Origin of the sequence: Pseudomonas sp. fls2-241-R2A-110 (genome assembly GCF_030209165.1) — a bacterium.
GTDB lineage: Bacteria > Pseudomonadota > Gammaproteobacteria > Pseudomonadales > Pseudomonadaceae > Aquipseudomonas.
In genome coordinates, this window is the sequence record NZ_JARVSN010000036.1 from 206,956 (window position 1) to 222,977 (window position 16,022).

The window sequence follows — 16,022 nt, forward strand, 5'->3', positions numbered from 1 at the left end:
GACCCAACCGCCAACAGTTCCGCGCGTGTTAATTCTGACGCACTGCATTAACCAACCGGCGGGCAATTCGCTTGAGATAGCGAAGTGAGCGAAACAGCAAGGTCGGCAAGTTATCGCCCTGTCCACCTAATCCGACACTAGGGCCCGCGACTGGGGCAGGTGCGCTGAGGGCATGCATCATATAGTGACCGAACCCCGCTTGCCCGGTCAGCCGGTAGAAATCGAACACGTTGAACATGTACTCATCGCGCAGTACCCGCTCGAACTCTGGATCGGTGAGGTTTTTTATGCATAAAGACAGACCAGCAGCCCTGCCGGCGGCGTGGGCGAAGGTACTATCGAGTAGCAGAAACAACCTTTCGCACTGCAGCCTTGCCGGTGTGGGTGGCACTCCCTTGAGACGAAACTCTTTACCGAACCCCTCGATAAAAATTTCATCCGAAACGCCATCGAAGAACGAGCCAAATATTTCAACCAGCTCTGTCAAATTACGTGCTGAGTTCTCAGGCGAGACGGCGCTGGTATTATTTCCATCCCGAAGATGCGCGACAAGGTTCTCTTCAACGATATGAATCGGGTATTTTTTTACCAGTCGAATCCACATGTCGAAATCAGGCAGCTGTCTCAACCCCGGATTATAGAAGCCCAGCTCATCGTAGATTTCCTTGCGCGCCAGCATGCTTGGGTGACATATACAGTTGCCATTAAAAAAGAAATGCCGCAACCATTCACCCTGGCTACGGTTTGGCTGCCTAAAGACATCATTCCATATGGCCTCGGCTCCAGATATCTCTCGCCCCTGATCATCAACCAGGTCCGCCCAAGTAAAACTGGCCCCCAATTGTGGCTGAGCTTCCAGGATTGCTACCTGTTTGCCGAGCTTTGATGGATACCAGGCGTCGTCCGAATTTAACAACGCAATATACTTTCCGCGCGCCTGCTTAATCAGGAATACCAGATTACCGACTGGACCCAGATTTTTTTCCTGCTTGAAGGAACGTATGCGCGGATCATCAAAACCGGAAATCACATCCCAACTATTATCCTGAGACATGTCATCTGAGATCAGGAGCTCAAAATCAGCAAAGCCCTGCCGCAAGATGCTGTCCACCGCTTTGCTGATGTACTTTGCATGATTGTAGGATGGCACCACAACGCTAACTAATGGCACCGGGCCCACATTAACCGAAGTATCACTTTCAATTGGAAGCATAGTTGCCTTTCCACATACGGTATAATTTTTTAATCGGGCCTGGGCAAATTTTTCGCAATACATTCCAAAGGAGTGAAGTGGTTTGCACAGGAGCCTCCGCCAACACTTCAGGGCTCTCTAAAATATCAGCAGGTACTGTTTCGTCGTTAACAGACAGCTTACTATTTAACGTATTAAATGGAAAGCGTTCCGCGAGTGGAGTCTCTTCAAGCTGGATGATGACCTGTTGTAATAACTCGATCCGTGGAGTCATTTGAGCATCTAGACTATAGAGTTCACGAATTTTTTGAGCACCACGCTCGCCAAGTTCTCTCAACGCGTCAGGTTCGGAATAGTAGCTCTCAACTTTGTCAACAATCGCCATTAGATCGTATCTAATGAGCACAATATCTTCACCGTCGGTAAAGCGTCCACTGGCAGAGTTGAACTCATCAATTGCAAAGATCGCAATACCGCGCAAACCAGCTTCGGTACAACTGGCCGTAGGAAATCCATCAAAAGAGCCAGGAAAAATCTTTCCGCTGATATTGGGTGACATAATAATATCCATGCCACTGAAGAAAGCATCAAACTGATCCGGATTCAAAGAACCGTGAAAAGTTATACGATCGCTGAACGTACTGACGTCAATCACACGCCTATCAAAAGGACCGACCACATGAAAGTAAATATCGTCATGGCGCTGACGCAGTATGCTTGCCACATTTACAAAAACGTCATAGCCCTTATCCTCGCCATACGCCGTGTACTTGTGCGCCATGAAGCAGATATCTAAACGAGATTTACCCAAGCCCCACCGACTCTTGCCCTGAAAACTCTGCTCGACACGATTCTCGGGCATCACAACGCCAAAGATCATCTGAACTTTTTCGGCTGGGCACAGATTACGATGAACTATGTAATCGTAGGTGACCTGCTGGGTCACTATAACTTTTTGGAAACAAGGCGAATCAAAGACCTGCTTGAGCTTCCGGTCACAGTCTGGATTATTTAGGACAAACCCGGCACCGGGGTAAAGTGTAAATACAAAAGGCACTCTTTCTGCTTCTACATAGGGCAGTAGTGCATATGCATTCGTCAGAAAATTCACATAAAGCAGTTTTCCGAGACGGAGCGGAAACTGTTTATTATAAATCATTACCTGGCTGCCCAACTCTGGATATTGTCGCTGGTAGCTACGAACGACGTCCTTAATCGGAGTATCTTCCAAAACGGGCAACGAGGCTCCGGAAGTCAAGACCAACGACTTCTCAAACGCACGCAAATAGGAAGTGAATTCTGTATAACGAAAACCGCTTCTTGTCGAGGGAAAAACATCATCAAAAACGACGAGATCCAATTTATTCGACGTATCTGAATATTTTTCATCTAGCAGGCAATACAACTTATTACTGTATTCCTGAAACCCCTCATCATAACTAAAGTCTAGGAAGGCGTTGTAATCGGAAATATGCTCAAGCAACGTTGTAATCTTATCTACGTCACGACGAGCACTCCATTCACCACCGCCATGCTGACGATAAATGGAGAGTGGCTTCTTCAGATGCGCAAGTGTTCCGAACTGTGCACAATAAAGATTGAAGAACCAATCAACTGTGTAAAACTGAAACAGTTCACGCGGAATGACGCTAATAAGCGCACCATGATAGAAACAGGCGCTAAAATTACCGATAAGATTATTTTCAGCCAGTTGAACGCCATCTATACCGTCGGCGACCAAATTTTCATGATCAGCAAAAACCTTACGGGACAAACCATCAGCCGCACATAGCTCAATCGTGTTAAACGACATAACAGCTTTAGGCCGAGCACTCAGGAAGTCTATGTGTTCCTGAACGCGGTTTTCCGAACTCCAGAAGTCATCGCCCTCGCAGAAGGTCAGATAGTCACAGCCTTCAGCAAGTCGCAGCGCCGTCGCCAAGTTGGCGACAACTCCAACATTCTGTTGATTTGCGTGAAACGCTATATCCAGATGCTCATATTGTTTATCTGAAATAAAGGCGTTTACGATCTGTGCAGTTCCATCGGGAGACGCGTCGTCGATGATGACAACTCGCAAACGGAAACGTCCTTTTTGATGCAATACCGACTGCAGACACTCAGCAATAAAGCTTTCGTGTTTAAAGGTCAAAACAATGACCGTCACAAGCGGCAGATCAATGTCGACCGAAAGAGCCAACTGGCGCTTTCGATCGAAAGACAACTTCCTGCGAAACAAATCAACTTGATATCGCATACTGCGAATTGGTCGATCTCCGTCTACCTGAGCAAATATCAGGAAATCTGGAGTTTCCAGTACGGCCTTAAATTTACCGGCAAGGAGTCGATCAACTTCGACCGAACTACTACCAGCTTCAATGCAAATGACTCCTTTTCGCGACAGGAGGTCAAAAAGTTTAGTGATGACTGACGAACTGGCAACCTGTAAAGCTTGCGCATCAAGATAGAAGAGATCGATCTTTTTATTTTGCCGAGAGAACTGTTCAAGCAGGAACTGTGCCTCGACTCCAGAGCCAGTCCCCTTCAAAACCAGGGGCTGCTGAAGTGCGAACTCGCGCATGAGAAAATTCAGCAAAGCAAGCTTGTCATCTTCATTCAAGTGTTCATCTTTGAACGAGTCAATGAAAAACTTATCACTCATGGTGCTGTATGTAATGGTGTCGCCACTCATTACCGCAGGTTCGTAAATTCCATTTTCCATGCTTACTTTATCCATAACTCAGTTCCTGGGTAACAAATCTACAAATCATATCCACTTCTTCAACAGAAAGTGTGTGATAAAGTGGGAAACAAAGAACTCTTTTAGAAATATCCTCCGCAATAGGCGCACTTTGCCCGCTTACGTAAGGGAGATTGGTCAACGATGGATAAAAATAACGACGCGGGAAAATATTATTGAGATTGAGTAACTCGACCAACTTTAGAAGTTTTTCTTCGCTTTCGAGTACGACCGGAAAATAGGCATGATTATATTCCGTCTTCGCGATAATCTGCTGAAACTTGACAGGCAACCCTTCAAGATTCTGCATGTATCGCTCTGATAATTTACGACGTACTGCCAGCACCTCGTGAGTATATTTGAGATTACATAACCCCATGGCAGCATGAAATTCGGAGTTCTTCCCATTGATCCCCACACTGCCGAACTCAGTGGCTGAAGAGTGCCCAAAGTTCCTCATCATCGACATTTTTTTATGGACAACAGGGTCGGTGGTTGTAACAGCACCGCCTTCGACAGTATGGAAAAGTTTAGTCGAATGAAAGCTGCAGGTCGAAACATCACCGTAGGAAAGAAGTGACTTCCCCTTATACTTGGTTCCGAATGCATGAGCCGCATCATAGATCACTTTCAGGTTATGCTTTTTTGCAATAGCGCCAATAGCTTCTACGTCACACGGATTACCAAAAACATGAGTCGCCAAAATGGCTGTCGTCTTACTGGTAATTGCCTGCTCAATTTTCGACGCATCAATATTCAACGTATCTGGACAGATATCCACCATCACTGGCTGACAGCGCTCCCAAACGATACTGGAAGTCGTCGCCACATAACTGAAGGGAGTGGTGATAATTTCACCCTCCAGTTCAAGTGCCTGAATAGCAATTTGAATCGCAATGGTGCCATTCGTCAGAAACAATAGATGATCGACATCTAGATGCTCTTTCAGCTTGATTTCTAACTCATTCAGCAATGGACCATTGTTGGTCAACCATTCCCGAGCCCAAATCCCAGCTAAATATTCCTGAAACTCCGTGTAAGGAGGCATAAACGGCTTGGTAACGGTTATATTCATAAATAAACTAAAACTCAGAACATTGAAATTTTACTTATTCAGCAAACTCTTTAGCTTTCCACACCAAGAGTTCCTAAGCCCGGTAAGCTCTACTTCTAACTTCCCTATATTGCTTCTTGCATTTTCAACTTCCTCTTTGAGCACAGCGTTATCAATCGTCTGTGCTTCAATATTTTTCGAGAGCTGCTCGACCAAATTTCTACATGCAGCCAGGTCCTGCTCTACGAGCTGAACGTGCCTGGACCGCATGCTAAGTTCCTGTTCTAGTAAGATACCTTGATTGGTCTGGACATCAAGATTATTCGAGAGTTGAGTAATCAAGTCTCCCCGGGCTGCCCAATCACGCTCCACTAGCTGTATTTGCTCAACCTGATCAACCAGCTGCTGCTGCAGTTGCACGTTATGGTTAACCTGCGCCTCCAACGTCGCCGAGAGTTGACCGATCAAGTCCCCACGAGCCTCCCAGTCACGCTCTAGCGAGTGAATTTGTTCCGCCTGTTTGGCCCAATCCTGCTCCAGTTGTGCGTTATGACTGACCTGCTTCTCCAGCGAATTCGAGAGCTCGCCGATCAGATCTCCGCGAGCTGCCCAATCTTGCTCTACATGCCGTATGTGCTCTATCTGATTAACCAGCTCCCGCTGCAGTTGCGCATTATGATTGACCTGCGCCTCCAACGTACCAGAGAGTTGGCCAATCAATTCCCCACGGGCCGTCCAATCTTGCTCTACATGCCGTATGTGCTCTGCCTGATTAACCAGTTCCTGCTGCAGTTGCGCATTATGATTGACCTGCGCCTCCAACGTACCAGAGAGTTGGCCAATCAATTCCCCACGGGCCGTCCAATCACGCTCTATTGACTGGATATGCTCGGCCTGCGTTACCAATTCCTGCTCAAGTTGACCGATATGACTGACCTGCGTCTCTAGCGTATTAGAGAGCTCACCGATCAAATCTCCGCGGGCCACCCAATCTTGCTCTATCAACTGGTTTTGCTTAACTTGCGTTGCCAGCTCTTCATGGAGTTGAGCGTTTTGGTTCGCCTGCGCCGCCAATCTATCGGAATGCTGCTCGATCAAATCTCCGCGCGCGGCCCAATCCAGCTCTACAAGATGGATATGCTTGGTCTGCCTGGCCAATTCATCTTCAATAACGGATATATGAGCAACCTGACACTCATTAGCGTCCAAAAGACGGGCATTCGTCTCCGCGCGCGTAGCCAGGTCCCGCTCCAGAGCATTGAAGCTATATTCCTGATGATATTGAAATATGTCAGTTTCGGCCCCATCCACTTGCTCCACTTCGTACTCGTAATGAGTAAGCCAGCTTGCAATTTGTGGAGGCAACGGAGCATGAAACAAATCCTCCGACCGCCGCCAGGCTCCGACGTTCTCCGAAAAACTGGTGGAGTCTTTCCGAAGTCGCCAATCGGTGTAGAACTGAGATGAGACCGTTTTCATATCAAACTTGCAGAACTGATCGTAATCAATCAGATTTTTCGGATCCAACATCACCGGATCAAAGTTGACACCCAAAAACTCGCAAATACGGCGCATTTCAAATTCGGTATTCGTCACCAAACTCTCGTATTTAACCTCTAAGTAAGTATCAGCACTTAAATAAAAGGCCGCATCCAGGGCAATCTTCTTGATTTCTCTTTGCCATCTGGCCAAGTTAATTCGTGGCGATACATGCCACCAAGGTGTCCTGGAAAACGATAGTGCAACGTCTCGCCCATCTCGAATCATATGAACGAATTTGGCTTTGGGAAAAAACCTGGAAACCAGATCCAGCCGCTGTCCATACCACGGCGTTTGCTCAATCAGCCATTTTTTCCCATAAGACTGGGCAATCGCAGAATAGAATGCTGATAAAAAATTCACCGCTGAATTCTTGGGCGTATCTTCTCTTAGGCAAAACTCACGATAATCGAAGAACAAATCGAGGTTGTGCGGGCATCCTTGTTCAATGATGGAAGCCAACAACTCACCATCAGGCTCGGACTCCCCTGCCAATGAAAACTCTTCGAACAGGCGATTACCGTTGCCCGAATACTCAAATAGCAACTGAATCTCTGGAGGCACACAAATATCGGCATGGCTGTTTAGCATTTGCCCCAGCCAGGATGTGCCGCACCGTCCGGTACCGATTATAAATGCATTATTCATAGGGAGAGCCAAGAAGGATTCCAGGGATACTCCTTACCAATGAGCGAAAATAATTTCTGATTTGGCTCACGGTATAAGTCGTACAATTTCAAAAACACTTGGGAGTGCGTATCAACTGCAACATCCTCATAGTCACCTTTATTACTAATTTTTTGCGCAATCCCGGAATCAAGATCAGATTCAATTTCAAGAAAATCACAAATTCGGCTTATGCTCCCGGCAACATCCCTACCAAACTCCTCCTGCTCTAAAAACAAAAAATCCTCAAGACTGTAAAATTCCAAAAAACGCAAAATTTGTTCGTAATAAAACCCACGACGAACAAAACTTGGCTCTTCATTCGATGAACACTGCTGCCGCCTTGTCAAATCATCATTGACACACTGTTCAAAGCTCGGAAATTCTTCGGCATATAGCAAATCACGAAGCGCCTCCATCGAGCCGGCATTGGTATTTTTTATAAAAGTATCGTAGATATAATCTGCAGTCTGCCTATTACCATTAAAACTTCTAAACATATTCCAAGCAGAAAAGCAGCGTTTCACCGGATCCCGGAGCATCACGATAAATTTCATCGATCCGAAATTATTATATATCCGCCCAGGCACTTCTCGCATATATATATACGAAGGGGTCGCCTCAAATTTCTTGGCACCGACCTTTGCATTGAAGAAATTCAAATACCACTCATTGCCTTTTTGATAGTTAAAGTCATTATCAAAAAAATGAAGCTCTTTTGACGACGAGCCCGCAAACCCCTCCAAACCATCTAACACATCAAACAACGCGGTTGTTGCCGATTTTTGAACGCCCAAAATCAAAAAATCCGGGCGATTTGGCGTAGTCAAACAACTTAGGGGCGGCATGTCGTGCATCTTACACCTCAAACTCGTGTAGCTTCAATTCGGAAAAAGCATGCACTTTCGACCAAACTCTGGACTTCTGCCAGCGCCCAACCTTAAATACTATGGCATCACTGACAAAGTCCACAAACTCAGCAGACTCGTTCTCCACAATGGGGGACGATATATTGATCCGAATAGAGTAATTACCTTCTTGCAAAGGTAGCTTCAACGAATACTCCGCCAAATATTTAGCATTATTACGTGTCACCAAGTAAGGCTTATCCGCATGGGGAAAACCACAACCAACAATATTATTTTTCTTCTCGTCGAAGACACTGAAATTCACTGAAATGGTTTTTTCTGCGTAGGCTTCGAAATAAACTTTTACTTTCACATCCTGGTTAAACTCAACAAATGTCAGCTCTTTACCCTCAGCGTCCAACAACTCAACCAGCGCTACCTTAACTTCACCAGTACCATAGCGAAACTGCGCGACCCTAGTATCAAAGTCTAGCGATCGCTTAAAGCCAGGCTCATCAACGCTGTCAAGCGTTTCAACGGGGAGTGCTGGCTTTTCGCCGAAAGCAGCCGAAACTCGTGAAAATTTCTTGTGTTCCTCATTCATTTCCTCCCGCATAGTCCGGATATAACGCTCCGCAACTTCTGCTGCTGGTCCGGCCGCGACCAGCTGACCGCGCTCAAGATAGACACCACGCGAGCACAAACTTTTGACCGAGCCGATGTCATGGCTGACGAACAATATAGTTGCACCATTATCCTGGATACGAGTCAATGCAGTCATGCACTTGGCTTGAAAGTTCATATCGCCAACCGACAGCGCCTCGTCGACGATCATAATTTCAGGTCTTGACATAATGTTCGACGCGAATGCCAAACGTACAAACATACCACTCGAATAAGTTTTAACCGGTTGCTCGATGAAGTTACCGATATCAGCAAAAGATGCGATTTCCTCGAAGCGAGAATCGACTTGATCTTGAGTCAAACCGAGAATTGCACCGTTCATGTACACATTTTCCCGACCAGTAAACTCGGGATTAAAACCGGCACCAAGTTCCAGCAATGCAGCAATACGGCCGTACGTCTGCACACTTCCACTCGTCGGATTAAGCGTGCCGCAAATCATTTGCAGTAACGTCGATTTTCCACTGCCGTTACGACCTATGATGCCGATTGTCTCACCTTTCTTAATTTCAAAGGAAACATCACGCAGAGCCCAAAACTCTTGGAAATATTGCCGCCTCCCACGCATCAACATTTGTTTCAGTCGATCATGTGGCTTGTCATAGATGTGATAACACTTATTAAGGTTTTCAACTTTGATGGCGATATCAGAGGACATCTGCAAACCCCTTGCGTGTCTTTTGGAACCAAGCGAAACCCAGCCACGCAAAAAAAGCAGAGCCAATTAAGTAGACTGACAAGAACCCCATATCGGGCAATTTACCCCAAAACAAAACATCTCTCACACCTTCAATTACAGGTGTCAGTGGATTAAGCATAAGCAAATGACTGTATTCAGGTGGCAATGCGCTAGAGGGGTAGAAAATTGGCGACAAAAACATCATTACCGTTGTAAAAATCCCGATAAACTGACTAACGTCGCGCAAATAAACGCCCAGTGAAGCCAACCCCCAAGACAACCCTAATACAAGAAAGAGCAATGGAAGTATCACAATCGGCAATAATAACGCTGTCGCATGCGGTACGCCGAAGAATATGATAAATGCAATCATCCATACACTAAGGCTTACCAGCCAATGAAACATCGCTGAGCCGAGGTTAACCCAAGGAAAAATCTCCAAAGGAAACACGACTTTTTTTACGTAGTTGGCGTTAGCCAAGATAACGCCAGGCGCCCGATTCACGCACTCGGAAAACAGGTTAAAAACCATCAATCCGGCGAACAAAACCAATGCAAACTCTGTTTTAGAGTCGCCGCCGCCATTCCAGCGTGCTTTGAATACAACACTGAAGACGAACGTATACACGGCCAACATCAGAACGGGATTAAAAAAAGACCAGAAAATCCCAAGAAAAGAGCCTTTATATCGCCCAACAACTTCACGCGCAGCCATCGCTTTGATCAGACTACGATTAGACCAAAGACTTTTGACGAGTTCTTTGGGAGAAATGGAGTGTGCTTGCATCAGGCGAACACCTCAGCATCATGTAATTGCGATCCGCGCTGATCTTTTACAGAAAGGTCAGGGACTCCGTCACAAGGCCAGTCGATACTCAAGGCCGGATCATCCCACGCGATGCAGCGCTCATGGGCGGGAGCATAGTAATCAGTTGTCTTGTAAAGAAACTCGGCAGCCTCCGACAAAACATAAAAACCATGGGCAAACCCTTCAGGCACCCACAATTGCCTTTTGTTTTCGGCGGACAGGATTTCCCCCACCCATTGGCCAAAGGTTGGCGAAGATTTGCGTATATCCACGACTACGTCGAAGACTTCACCAGACACCACTCGCACCAGTTTCCCTTGTGCCTGCTCAACCTGGTAATGCAGCCCACGCAACACGTTTTTCAGGGAGCGCGAATGATTGTCTTGCACGAACTTAACTTCCTTCCCAATGGCCGCCGAAAATTGCGCCTCATTGAAGCTTTCAAAGAAAAAGCCACGTTCATCGCCGAATACCCTGGGCTCAAACAGCACGACGTCCGATATGGCTAATGGGGTGAACTTCATCAGAAAATTGTCTCATGCAGGCTGCGTTTGAGGTATTGGCCGTAGCCATTTTTGGAGAAAGGTGCTGCAAGCGTCTCAAGCCGTTTGGCTGATATCCATTTTTGCCCGGAGGAAATTTTCTCGGGACAAGTGACTTTGAGACCCTGACGATGTTCCGGCGTGACGATGAAATGGCTGGCTTCAAGCAACGAGTCGTGGGTACCGGTATCCAGCCAGGCGTAGCCGCGCACCATGATTTCCACCGGCAAGCTACCATGCTCCAGATAGACGCGGTTAAGATCAGCAATTTCCACATCCGACTGCGCCAGCCAATCCAGTACAAATTTCGCCCCAATAAAGCCCGCGCCGCCGGTTACTAAGTTGGTCATTGATTTAGATCTTTTTTAGTAAAATTGCGAGGATCAATCCCAGATTTCCAAACAAGGTCTGCCTGTATATGCCAGCACGCAGGAAACCTACGATCCTCGGAAACAACCTTTGCTCACGCGCCCCCTTGAATCGGGCGAGCTTCACTTGATTTTCTTGGCTCAAGCGATGGCGCATTGTCTCAAGCGCATGGATGTTTTGAGTATTCCACACGTAAAAGCGCCCTTGGAAGGCCATCCGCAAACGCTTGATCCGTGAGAACCAACTGGAGTTGGTGCCAACCAGGTTTTCGTCATGCTGGCGGTAAAGCACCGTAGGTATGGGATCGTAATGGACAACCCCTCCAGCCCCGGAGATAAGCTGATATGCCCACCAATCGTGAGAAGGGACAATCAAGCTATAACCCGCCTCTTGCAGGAGCTCACGCGCTGCCTGGTTAAACACCATGGTGTTACCACCACCAATATTTTGAACCAGAGCATTGGAGAAATGCGGGGCAAGCCTGAACTTGGGCGAATACCCAAAGGAAACGCCTGACTCGTCAATCAGCTCGGTGCGGCCACAGTAAAGCGCGGGGATGTGCCCGGGGATAGTCTTCAGCCAGGCTAAGGCCCTTTGGAGCTTATCCTCCTTCCAAACGTCATCCTGATCGGCCCATGCATAAAAGTCTGCTTTTATGTCAGCCCGACAGGTCAACGAGAGAAAGTTGGCAACGAAGCCCCGCCGAGGCCCCTCGACGATTTGGAGACGGTCCTGCCCCCACTGAGCATTTGACGCATGCAGAAGGGCCAACGTCTCGTCTTGCGAGCCATCGTCTGAGGCATAGACCGTCCAGTTACAATGAATTTGCCGATGAAATGAGGCCAACTGCTCAGCCAGGAACAATTCACCGTTGTACGTACACATCAGTATTGCGACTGTTGCGGTGTGGCAATCACCCTTCTCGGCACTGATGGAACCAAGAGGAGAATCAGAGCCCAAAATACACACCAAACCCCTTCCCTACTGCGGACGATACGCAAAAACGATGACTGCTTTCTGTCAATAAACTCGAGAGTTTCAACCCGTAAAAACAACCTACAAAATTACATTAGCTGTAACATATTATAGCTACTGCACTTTCCAGACAATCGACTCCAGCAATGTGTTGAAATCCAATTTCAGCAAGTCGGCCTATAAATGAGGCCGCGATAGTGATCACGCCGAATCACGAGCGCTCTCCTAGACCATTCAGCCGCTGCGACGCGCGGAGCTTCAAGTGTTACCAACAAAGCATTTTTGTGACGCAGCCCCCAATAATTGAAAAAACATCCTCAATAAATTCCTCCCACTGCCGACAAACCGACAAAGCCTTGCAAAGTCTTGCGGATTAAAAAATACCATGCGTAATAACCAGCCCATCACACAGCGCGAACGGACTTTCCCGGCTCAGCAACGGTTGATTTCCACCACCGATGCCAAGGGCGTGATCACCTACTGCAACGACGCCTTTGTCGAAATCAGCGGGTTTTCTCGTGAAGAGCTGATCCGTGCGCCGCACAATCAGGTCCGTCACCCCGACGTCCCGGCGGCGGTGTTCGCGCACATGTGGGGCACACTCAAACAAGGCTTGCCATGGATGGGCATTGTCAAGAATCGCTGCAAAAGCGGGGATCACTACTGGGTTAACGCCTACGTGACGCCTGTGTTTGAAGGCAATCAGGTGATCGGTTACGAGTCGGTGCGGATCAAACCCACCGCTGAACAGATCCGCCGTGCCGAAGCGCTCTACGAACGCATCAACCAGGGCAAATCGCCGATTCCTTCAAGGGACAAATGGCTGCCGGTGCTTCAGGACTGGCTGCCGTTCATTCTGGTCAGCCAGCTGAGCTTCATGATCGGCGCCACGCTGACATCCCAATGGGGCTTTGCCCTGGCCGCCGGCCTCTCCGTGCCGTTGGGGCTGATGGGCTTGAGCTGGCAACAGCGCGGCCTCAAGCGCCTGCTGGTCCTGGCCGGACAAACCACTTCCGATCCGCTGATCGCGCAGATGTACACCGACAGCCGCGGTGCTCAAGCACGTCTGGAGATGTCGATCCTCAGCCAGGAAGCACGCCTGAAAACCTGCCTCACCCGTCTGCAGGACACCGCCGAACACCTCACCGAGCAAGCGAAGCAGTCCGACGCCCTAGCGCACAACAGCTCCACAGGCCTGGAACGTCAACGCGTTGAAACCGAGCAAGTGGCCACTGCCGTCAACCAGATGGCCGCCACCACTCAGGAGGTCGCCAGCCATGTGCAGCGCACCGCCGATGCGACTCAGGAAGCCAATCGCCTGACCGGTCGCGGTCGCGACATCGCAGGCGAAACCCGCGATGCCATTCAGCGCTTGTCGGTAGTAGTCGGCGAAACAGGCCTGACCGTGACCCAACTGGCCAAGGACAGCGACGAAATCGGCGGCGTGGTCGATGTGATCAAAGGCATCGCCGACCAGACCAACCTGCTGGCCTTGAACGCCGCCATCGAAGCGGCGCGTGCCGGCGAGATGGGCCGAGGTTTTGCGGTGGTGGCCGACGAAGTGCGCCAACTGGCGCAACGCACCAGCGAATCCACCGGGCAGATCCACGCGCTGATCGCCAAGCTGCAACAGACCGCCAGCACCGCAGTGCAAACCATGGAAGCCGGGCATCGCCAGGCAGAAGAAGGCGTAGCGCGGGTCCTGGAAGCGGATCAGGCGCTGGTGGGAATCAGTGAAGCGGTGGCCAACATCACCGACATGACTACCCAGATTGCCGCAGCGACCGAAGAGCAAAGTGCGGTGGCCGAAGAAATCAGCCGCAACATCAGCAACATCTCGCACCTGGCGGACCAGACCTCGGAACAGGCGCAGAACTCGGCGCTGTTGAGTGAAGAGCTGACCAAAACCGCGAATACCCAGTATTCGTTGGTAGAGCGTTTTAACCGCTGATTGTTCTGGCAATACAAAAAACCCGGATAGCGCGAGCTTCCGGGTTTTTTATTGTGGCTCACCGCGTGACTACACATAGGGGCGCCATGCCCTACAGCCACGCCAGAATCCGCCGACTGGTGCACTTTTTGGGTCGGCTCTATCGTTTGCCGGTAGAAACCCAATCCCTTAAGCTGGTCAGCATGAATACATCTCCTTTGGAGGCTCCGATGGCCACCACCAGAAAGATCGACAAGCCGGTCAAAAAAGTCGTTAGCGATGAACTGACTTTTCTTGATGTCAGGCAAGCCGCGCGTGATGGGCAGAAAGCGTTCGATAAATATGTGATCACTGGCAAGCTACCCATAACAAAGTAGCCATAGATGCCAGCCGTCAAAATCTCTGCGCTTTTTGAACAATCAGCAACTGGAAAAACTTCGCCGCTCATTTTTATAACTACAAAGTGTGCGGTGAACTGCCCGCAATTTTCGGGCGAGACGAACGACTCGACCTCACCGACATGCACCACATCCACTTGGCCAGCCCTCAAGCGATCCAGGCAAGATGGGCAAAAATAGACCGCCAGTATTATCGAACCGCCCTGGTTGATGATCCTGACAACGACTTCTGGCTTATCTACGCCTATGACGCTTTCCGGGATGAATACCTTTTGCTGACGATCACTGGTCCGGATGCCCATAACCGGAGTGAGTGGGGTTGTTTCCTGCGCACGGTGCATTGCGAGGTTGTTGAGCCATGGGTCGTGGGAAAAACCATATATCCCGACCTCGATGACTTTTGATCAACTGGCTGGCCAGCTCTAGGAACATGCATTGAATGGGTGATAACAAATAACCGGATAGTGGAAGCCATCCGGTTATTTTTTTCTTATTTGGCGCTATTCACGGCTATCCGCGGCTATTTCGGCAAACGAAGCCTGTCCAGCAATCGATTGACCAGCAGCTCGTTCAACATGATCAGCTGTTGCAACGCCAGCAGCGGTTTGCGCTCCGGGCCTCTCACCGAGTTGGCGATATTGCCGGCCATGGCATTGGCCGATGACAGTGATTCACTGGCTTCGACCAGCAGCGTTTCGTCATCCAGCGTGGGGTCGACCTGGTAGATGGGGCGGGTCTTGGGTGGGAAGTACTTCGGGATTTCGGGGCAGAGGTAATAGTCGAGTGCGCGGTCGGCGGCATCTTTTGTCTTTTGAGACTCGAGCTCGGGATCGTTGGAGGTTGGATCGGTTTCTGGTGGGTTGGGTGTAGCTTTGAACATAGGTGTAACTCCGGTTTCGAATTTTAGGAGCTATCACCCTCGCTACCAAACGAAGGGTGGTGGCCATACGCGGGTTGGTAGACCGGTCGAAACGGGAAACCCGGCGCTCACAAAGGAGCCCCACGCATGCCCACCATAAATATCTGAGCCCCAAATAAAGGACTGCATACGGTGACGCCATACGACGGTTTCGAAGCGGGCTACCAAACCCGATCACTGTTTTTCAGTGACAGGGAAACGATATAGCCCACCCCATAGCCGCGTAAGCCGGCGGATTCTGGCGTACGCGTAGGCAACGACGCAAGGTGTTGTAGCCCTTATGGCGTAACGGTTCGTGTACTTTAAACGCGCTTTCTGGATTAGGTTTACGCGCAAAAAGCGGCCGGGTATTTCCGTGCTCTTTTGATGTGCTCTGGAAGACCGCTTTCGCGAGCAAGCTCGCTCCCACATTTGGTCCGATTACATCTGGCAGAAACTGGCCGGCCAGTAGGCCGCCATCGCTGCGATGCGGCGACCCGACAGGCCAGCTCCCACAGTTTTGATTTGAGTGCATTCAGTTAAAGAATGGTCGGCTGTCAGGCCGCCTTCGCGAGCAAGCTCGCTCCCACAGAAGAGCAAGAGCAGAACGCGTACCGCTTCTGCTTCTGCTTCTGCTTCTGCTCCTCACCACTCAACAGGATGAGCGTTAGCTCGGCTGCAGCTCTTGATCTTGATCCAC

13 protein-coding genes and 1 pseudogene are annotated in these 16,022 nt (G+C 49.2%); 3 read left to right on the forward strand and 11 right to left on the reverse strand.

From position 1 onward, the window contains the following. Nucleotides 1-28: 28 nt before the first annotated feature. The 10 genes and pseudogenes from QRN31_RS27465 to QRN31_RS27510 form a co-directional block, all read right to left on the reverse strand. Nucleotides 29-1,213 carry a glycosyltransferase gene (locus QRN31_RS27465; protein ID WP_285435779.1) on the reverse strand — a complete coding sequence of 395 codons (1,185 nt, stop codon included), beginning with the start codon at nt 1,211-1,213 and terminating at the stop codon, nt 29-31. Further along, a complete protein-coding gene (locus QRN31_RS27470) occupies nt 1,200-3,929 on the reverse strand; it encodes a glycosyltransferase (protein ID WP_285435780.1) in 2,730 nt (909 codons plus the stop codon). Before QRN31_RS27470 ends, QRN31_RS27465 begins: the two co-directional genes overlap by 14 nt. Further along, the gene (locus QRN31_RS27475; protein ID WP_285435781.1) at nt 3,922-5,007 is read right to left on the reverse strand and encodes a DegT/DnrJ/EryC1/StrS family aminotransferase; all 1,086 of its coding nucleotides are present in this window, start codon (nt 5,005-5,007) and stop codon (nt 3,922-3,924) included. The genes QRN31_RS27470 and QRN31_RS27475 overlap by 8 nt, the downstream gene beginning before the upstream one ends. Before the next feature lie 30 nt (nt 5,008-5,037). Beyond that, nucleotides 5,038-7,173, reverse strand: a complete 2,136-nt coding sequence (locus tag QRN31_RS27480; RefSeq protein ID WP_285435782.1) for a sulfotransferase — start codon at nt 7,171-7,173, stop codon at nt 5,038-5,040. After that, nucleotides 7,170-8,048, reverse strand: coding sequence for a sulfotransferase domain-containing protein (locus QRN31_RS27485; RefSeq protein ID WP_285435783.1), 879 nt, complete (start codon nt 8,046-8,048; stop codon nt 7,170-7,172). The genes QRN31_RS27480 and QRN31_RS27485 overlap by 4 nt, the downstream gene beginning before the upstream one ends. A gap of 1 nt (nt 8,049) precedes the next feature. Continuing rightward, entirely contained in the window at nt 8,050-9,381 is a 1,332-nt protein-coding gene (locus tag QRN31_RS27490) for an ABC transporter ATP-binding protein (protein WP_285435784.1), read from the reverse strand. Beyond that, entirely contained in the window at nt 9,371-10,189 is an 819-nt protein-coding gene (locus tag QRN31_RS27495) for an ABC transporter permease (protein WP_285435785.1), read from the reverse strand. Before QRN31_RS27495 ends, QRN31_RS27490 begins: the two co-directional genes overlap by 11 nt. Continuing rightward, nucleotides 10,189-10,734, reverse strand: a complete 546-nt coding sequence (rfbC, locus tag QRN31_RS27500; protein ID WP_285435787.1) for a dTDP-4-dehydrorhamnose 3,5-epimerase — start codon at nt 10,732-10,734, stop codon at nt 10,189-10,191. Before rfbC ends, QRN31_RS27495 begins: the two co-directional genes overlap by 1 nt. Further along, nucleotides 10,734-11,039: pseudogene (locus QRN31_RS27505) on the reverse strand (sugar phosphate nucleotidyltransferase); the annotation flags it as partial. The gene rfbC and the pseudogene QRN31_RS27505, both read right to left, overlap by 1 nt. Nucleotides 11,040-11,106: 67 nt before the next feature. Further along, nucleotides 11,107-12,090, reverse strand: coding sequence for a glycosyltransferase family 2 protein (locus QRN31_RS27510; protein WP_414923151.1), 984 nt, complete (start codon nt 12,088-12,090; stop codon nt 11,107-11,109). Nucleotides 12,091-12,481: 391 nt separating this feature from the next. Here QRN31_RS27510 and QRN31_RS27515 point away from each other — a divergent pair, with 391 nt between their 5' ends. From QRN31_RS27515 to QRN31_RS27525, 3 genes are all read left to right on the forward strand, one after another. Next, the gene (locus QRN31_RS27515; protein ID WP_285435790.1) at nt 12,482-14,047 is read left to right on the forward strand and encodes a methyl-accepting chemotaxis protein; all 1,566 of its coding nucleotides are present in this window, start codon (nt 12,482-12,484) and stop codon (nt 14,045-14,047) included. An 86-nt stretch (nt 14,048-14,133) separates the two neighbouring features. Then, a complete protein-coding gene (locus tag QRN31_RS27520) occupies nt 14,134-14,403 on the forward strand; it encodes a hypothetical protein (RefSeq protein ID WP_285435791.1) in 270 nt (89 codons plus the stop codon). Nucleotides 14,404-14,489: 86 nt separating this feature from the next. Then, nucleotides 14,490-14,828 carry a type II toxin-antitoxin system YafO family toxin gene (locus tag QRN31_RS27525; protein WP_285435792.1) on the forward strand — a complete coding sequence of 113 codons (339 nt, stop codon included), beginning with the start codon at nt 14,490-14,492 and terminating at the stop codon, nt 14,826-14,828. A gap of 116 nt (nt 14,829-14,944) precedes the next feature. Here the strand turns inward: QRN31_RS27525 and QRN31_RS27530 are convergent, their stop codons facing one another. Further along, complete coding sequence (locus QRN31_RS27530; protein ID WP_285435794.1) at nt 14,945-15,304, reverse strand: DUF6124 family protein; 360 nt, start codon at nt 15,302-15,304, stop codon at nt 14,945-14,947. Nucleotides 15,305-16,022: the final 718 nt, after the last annotated feature.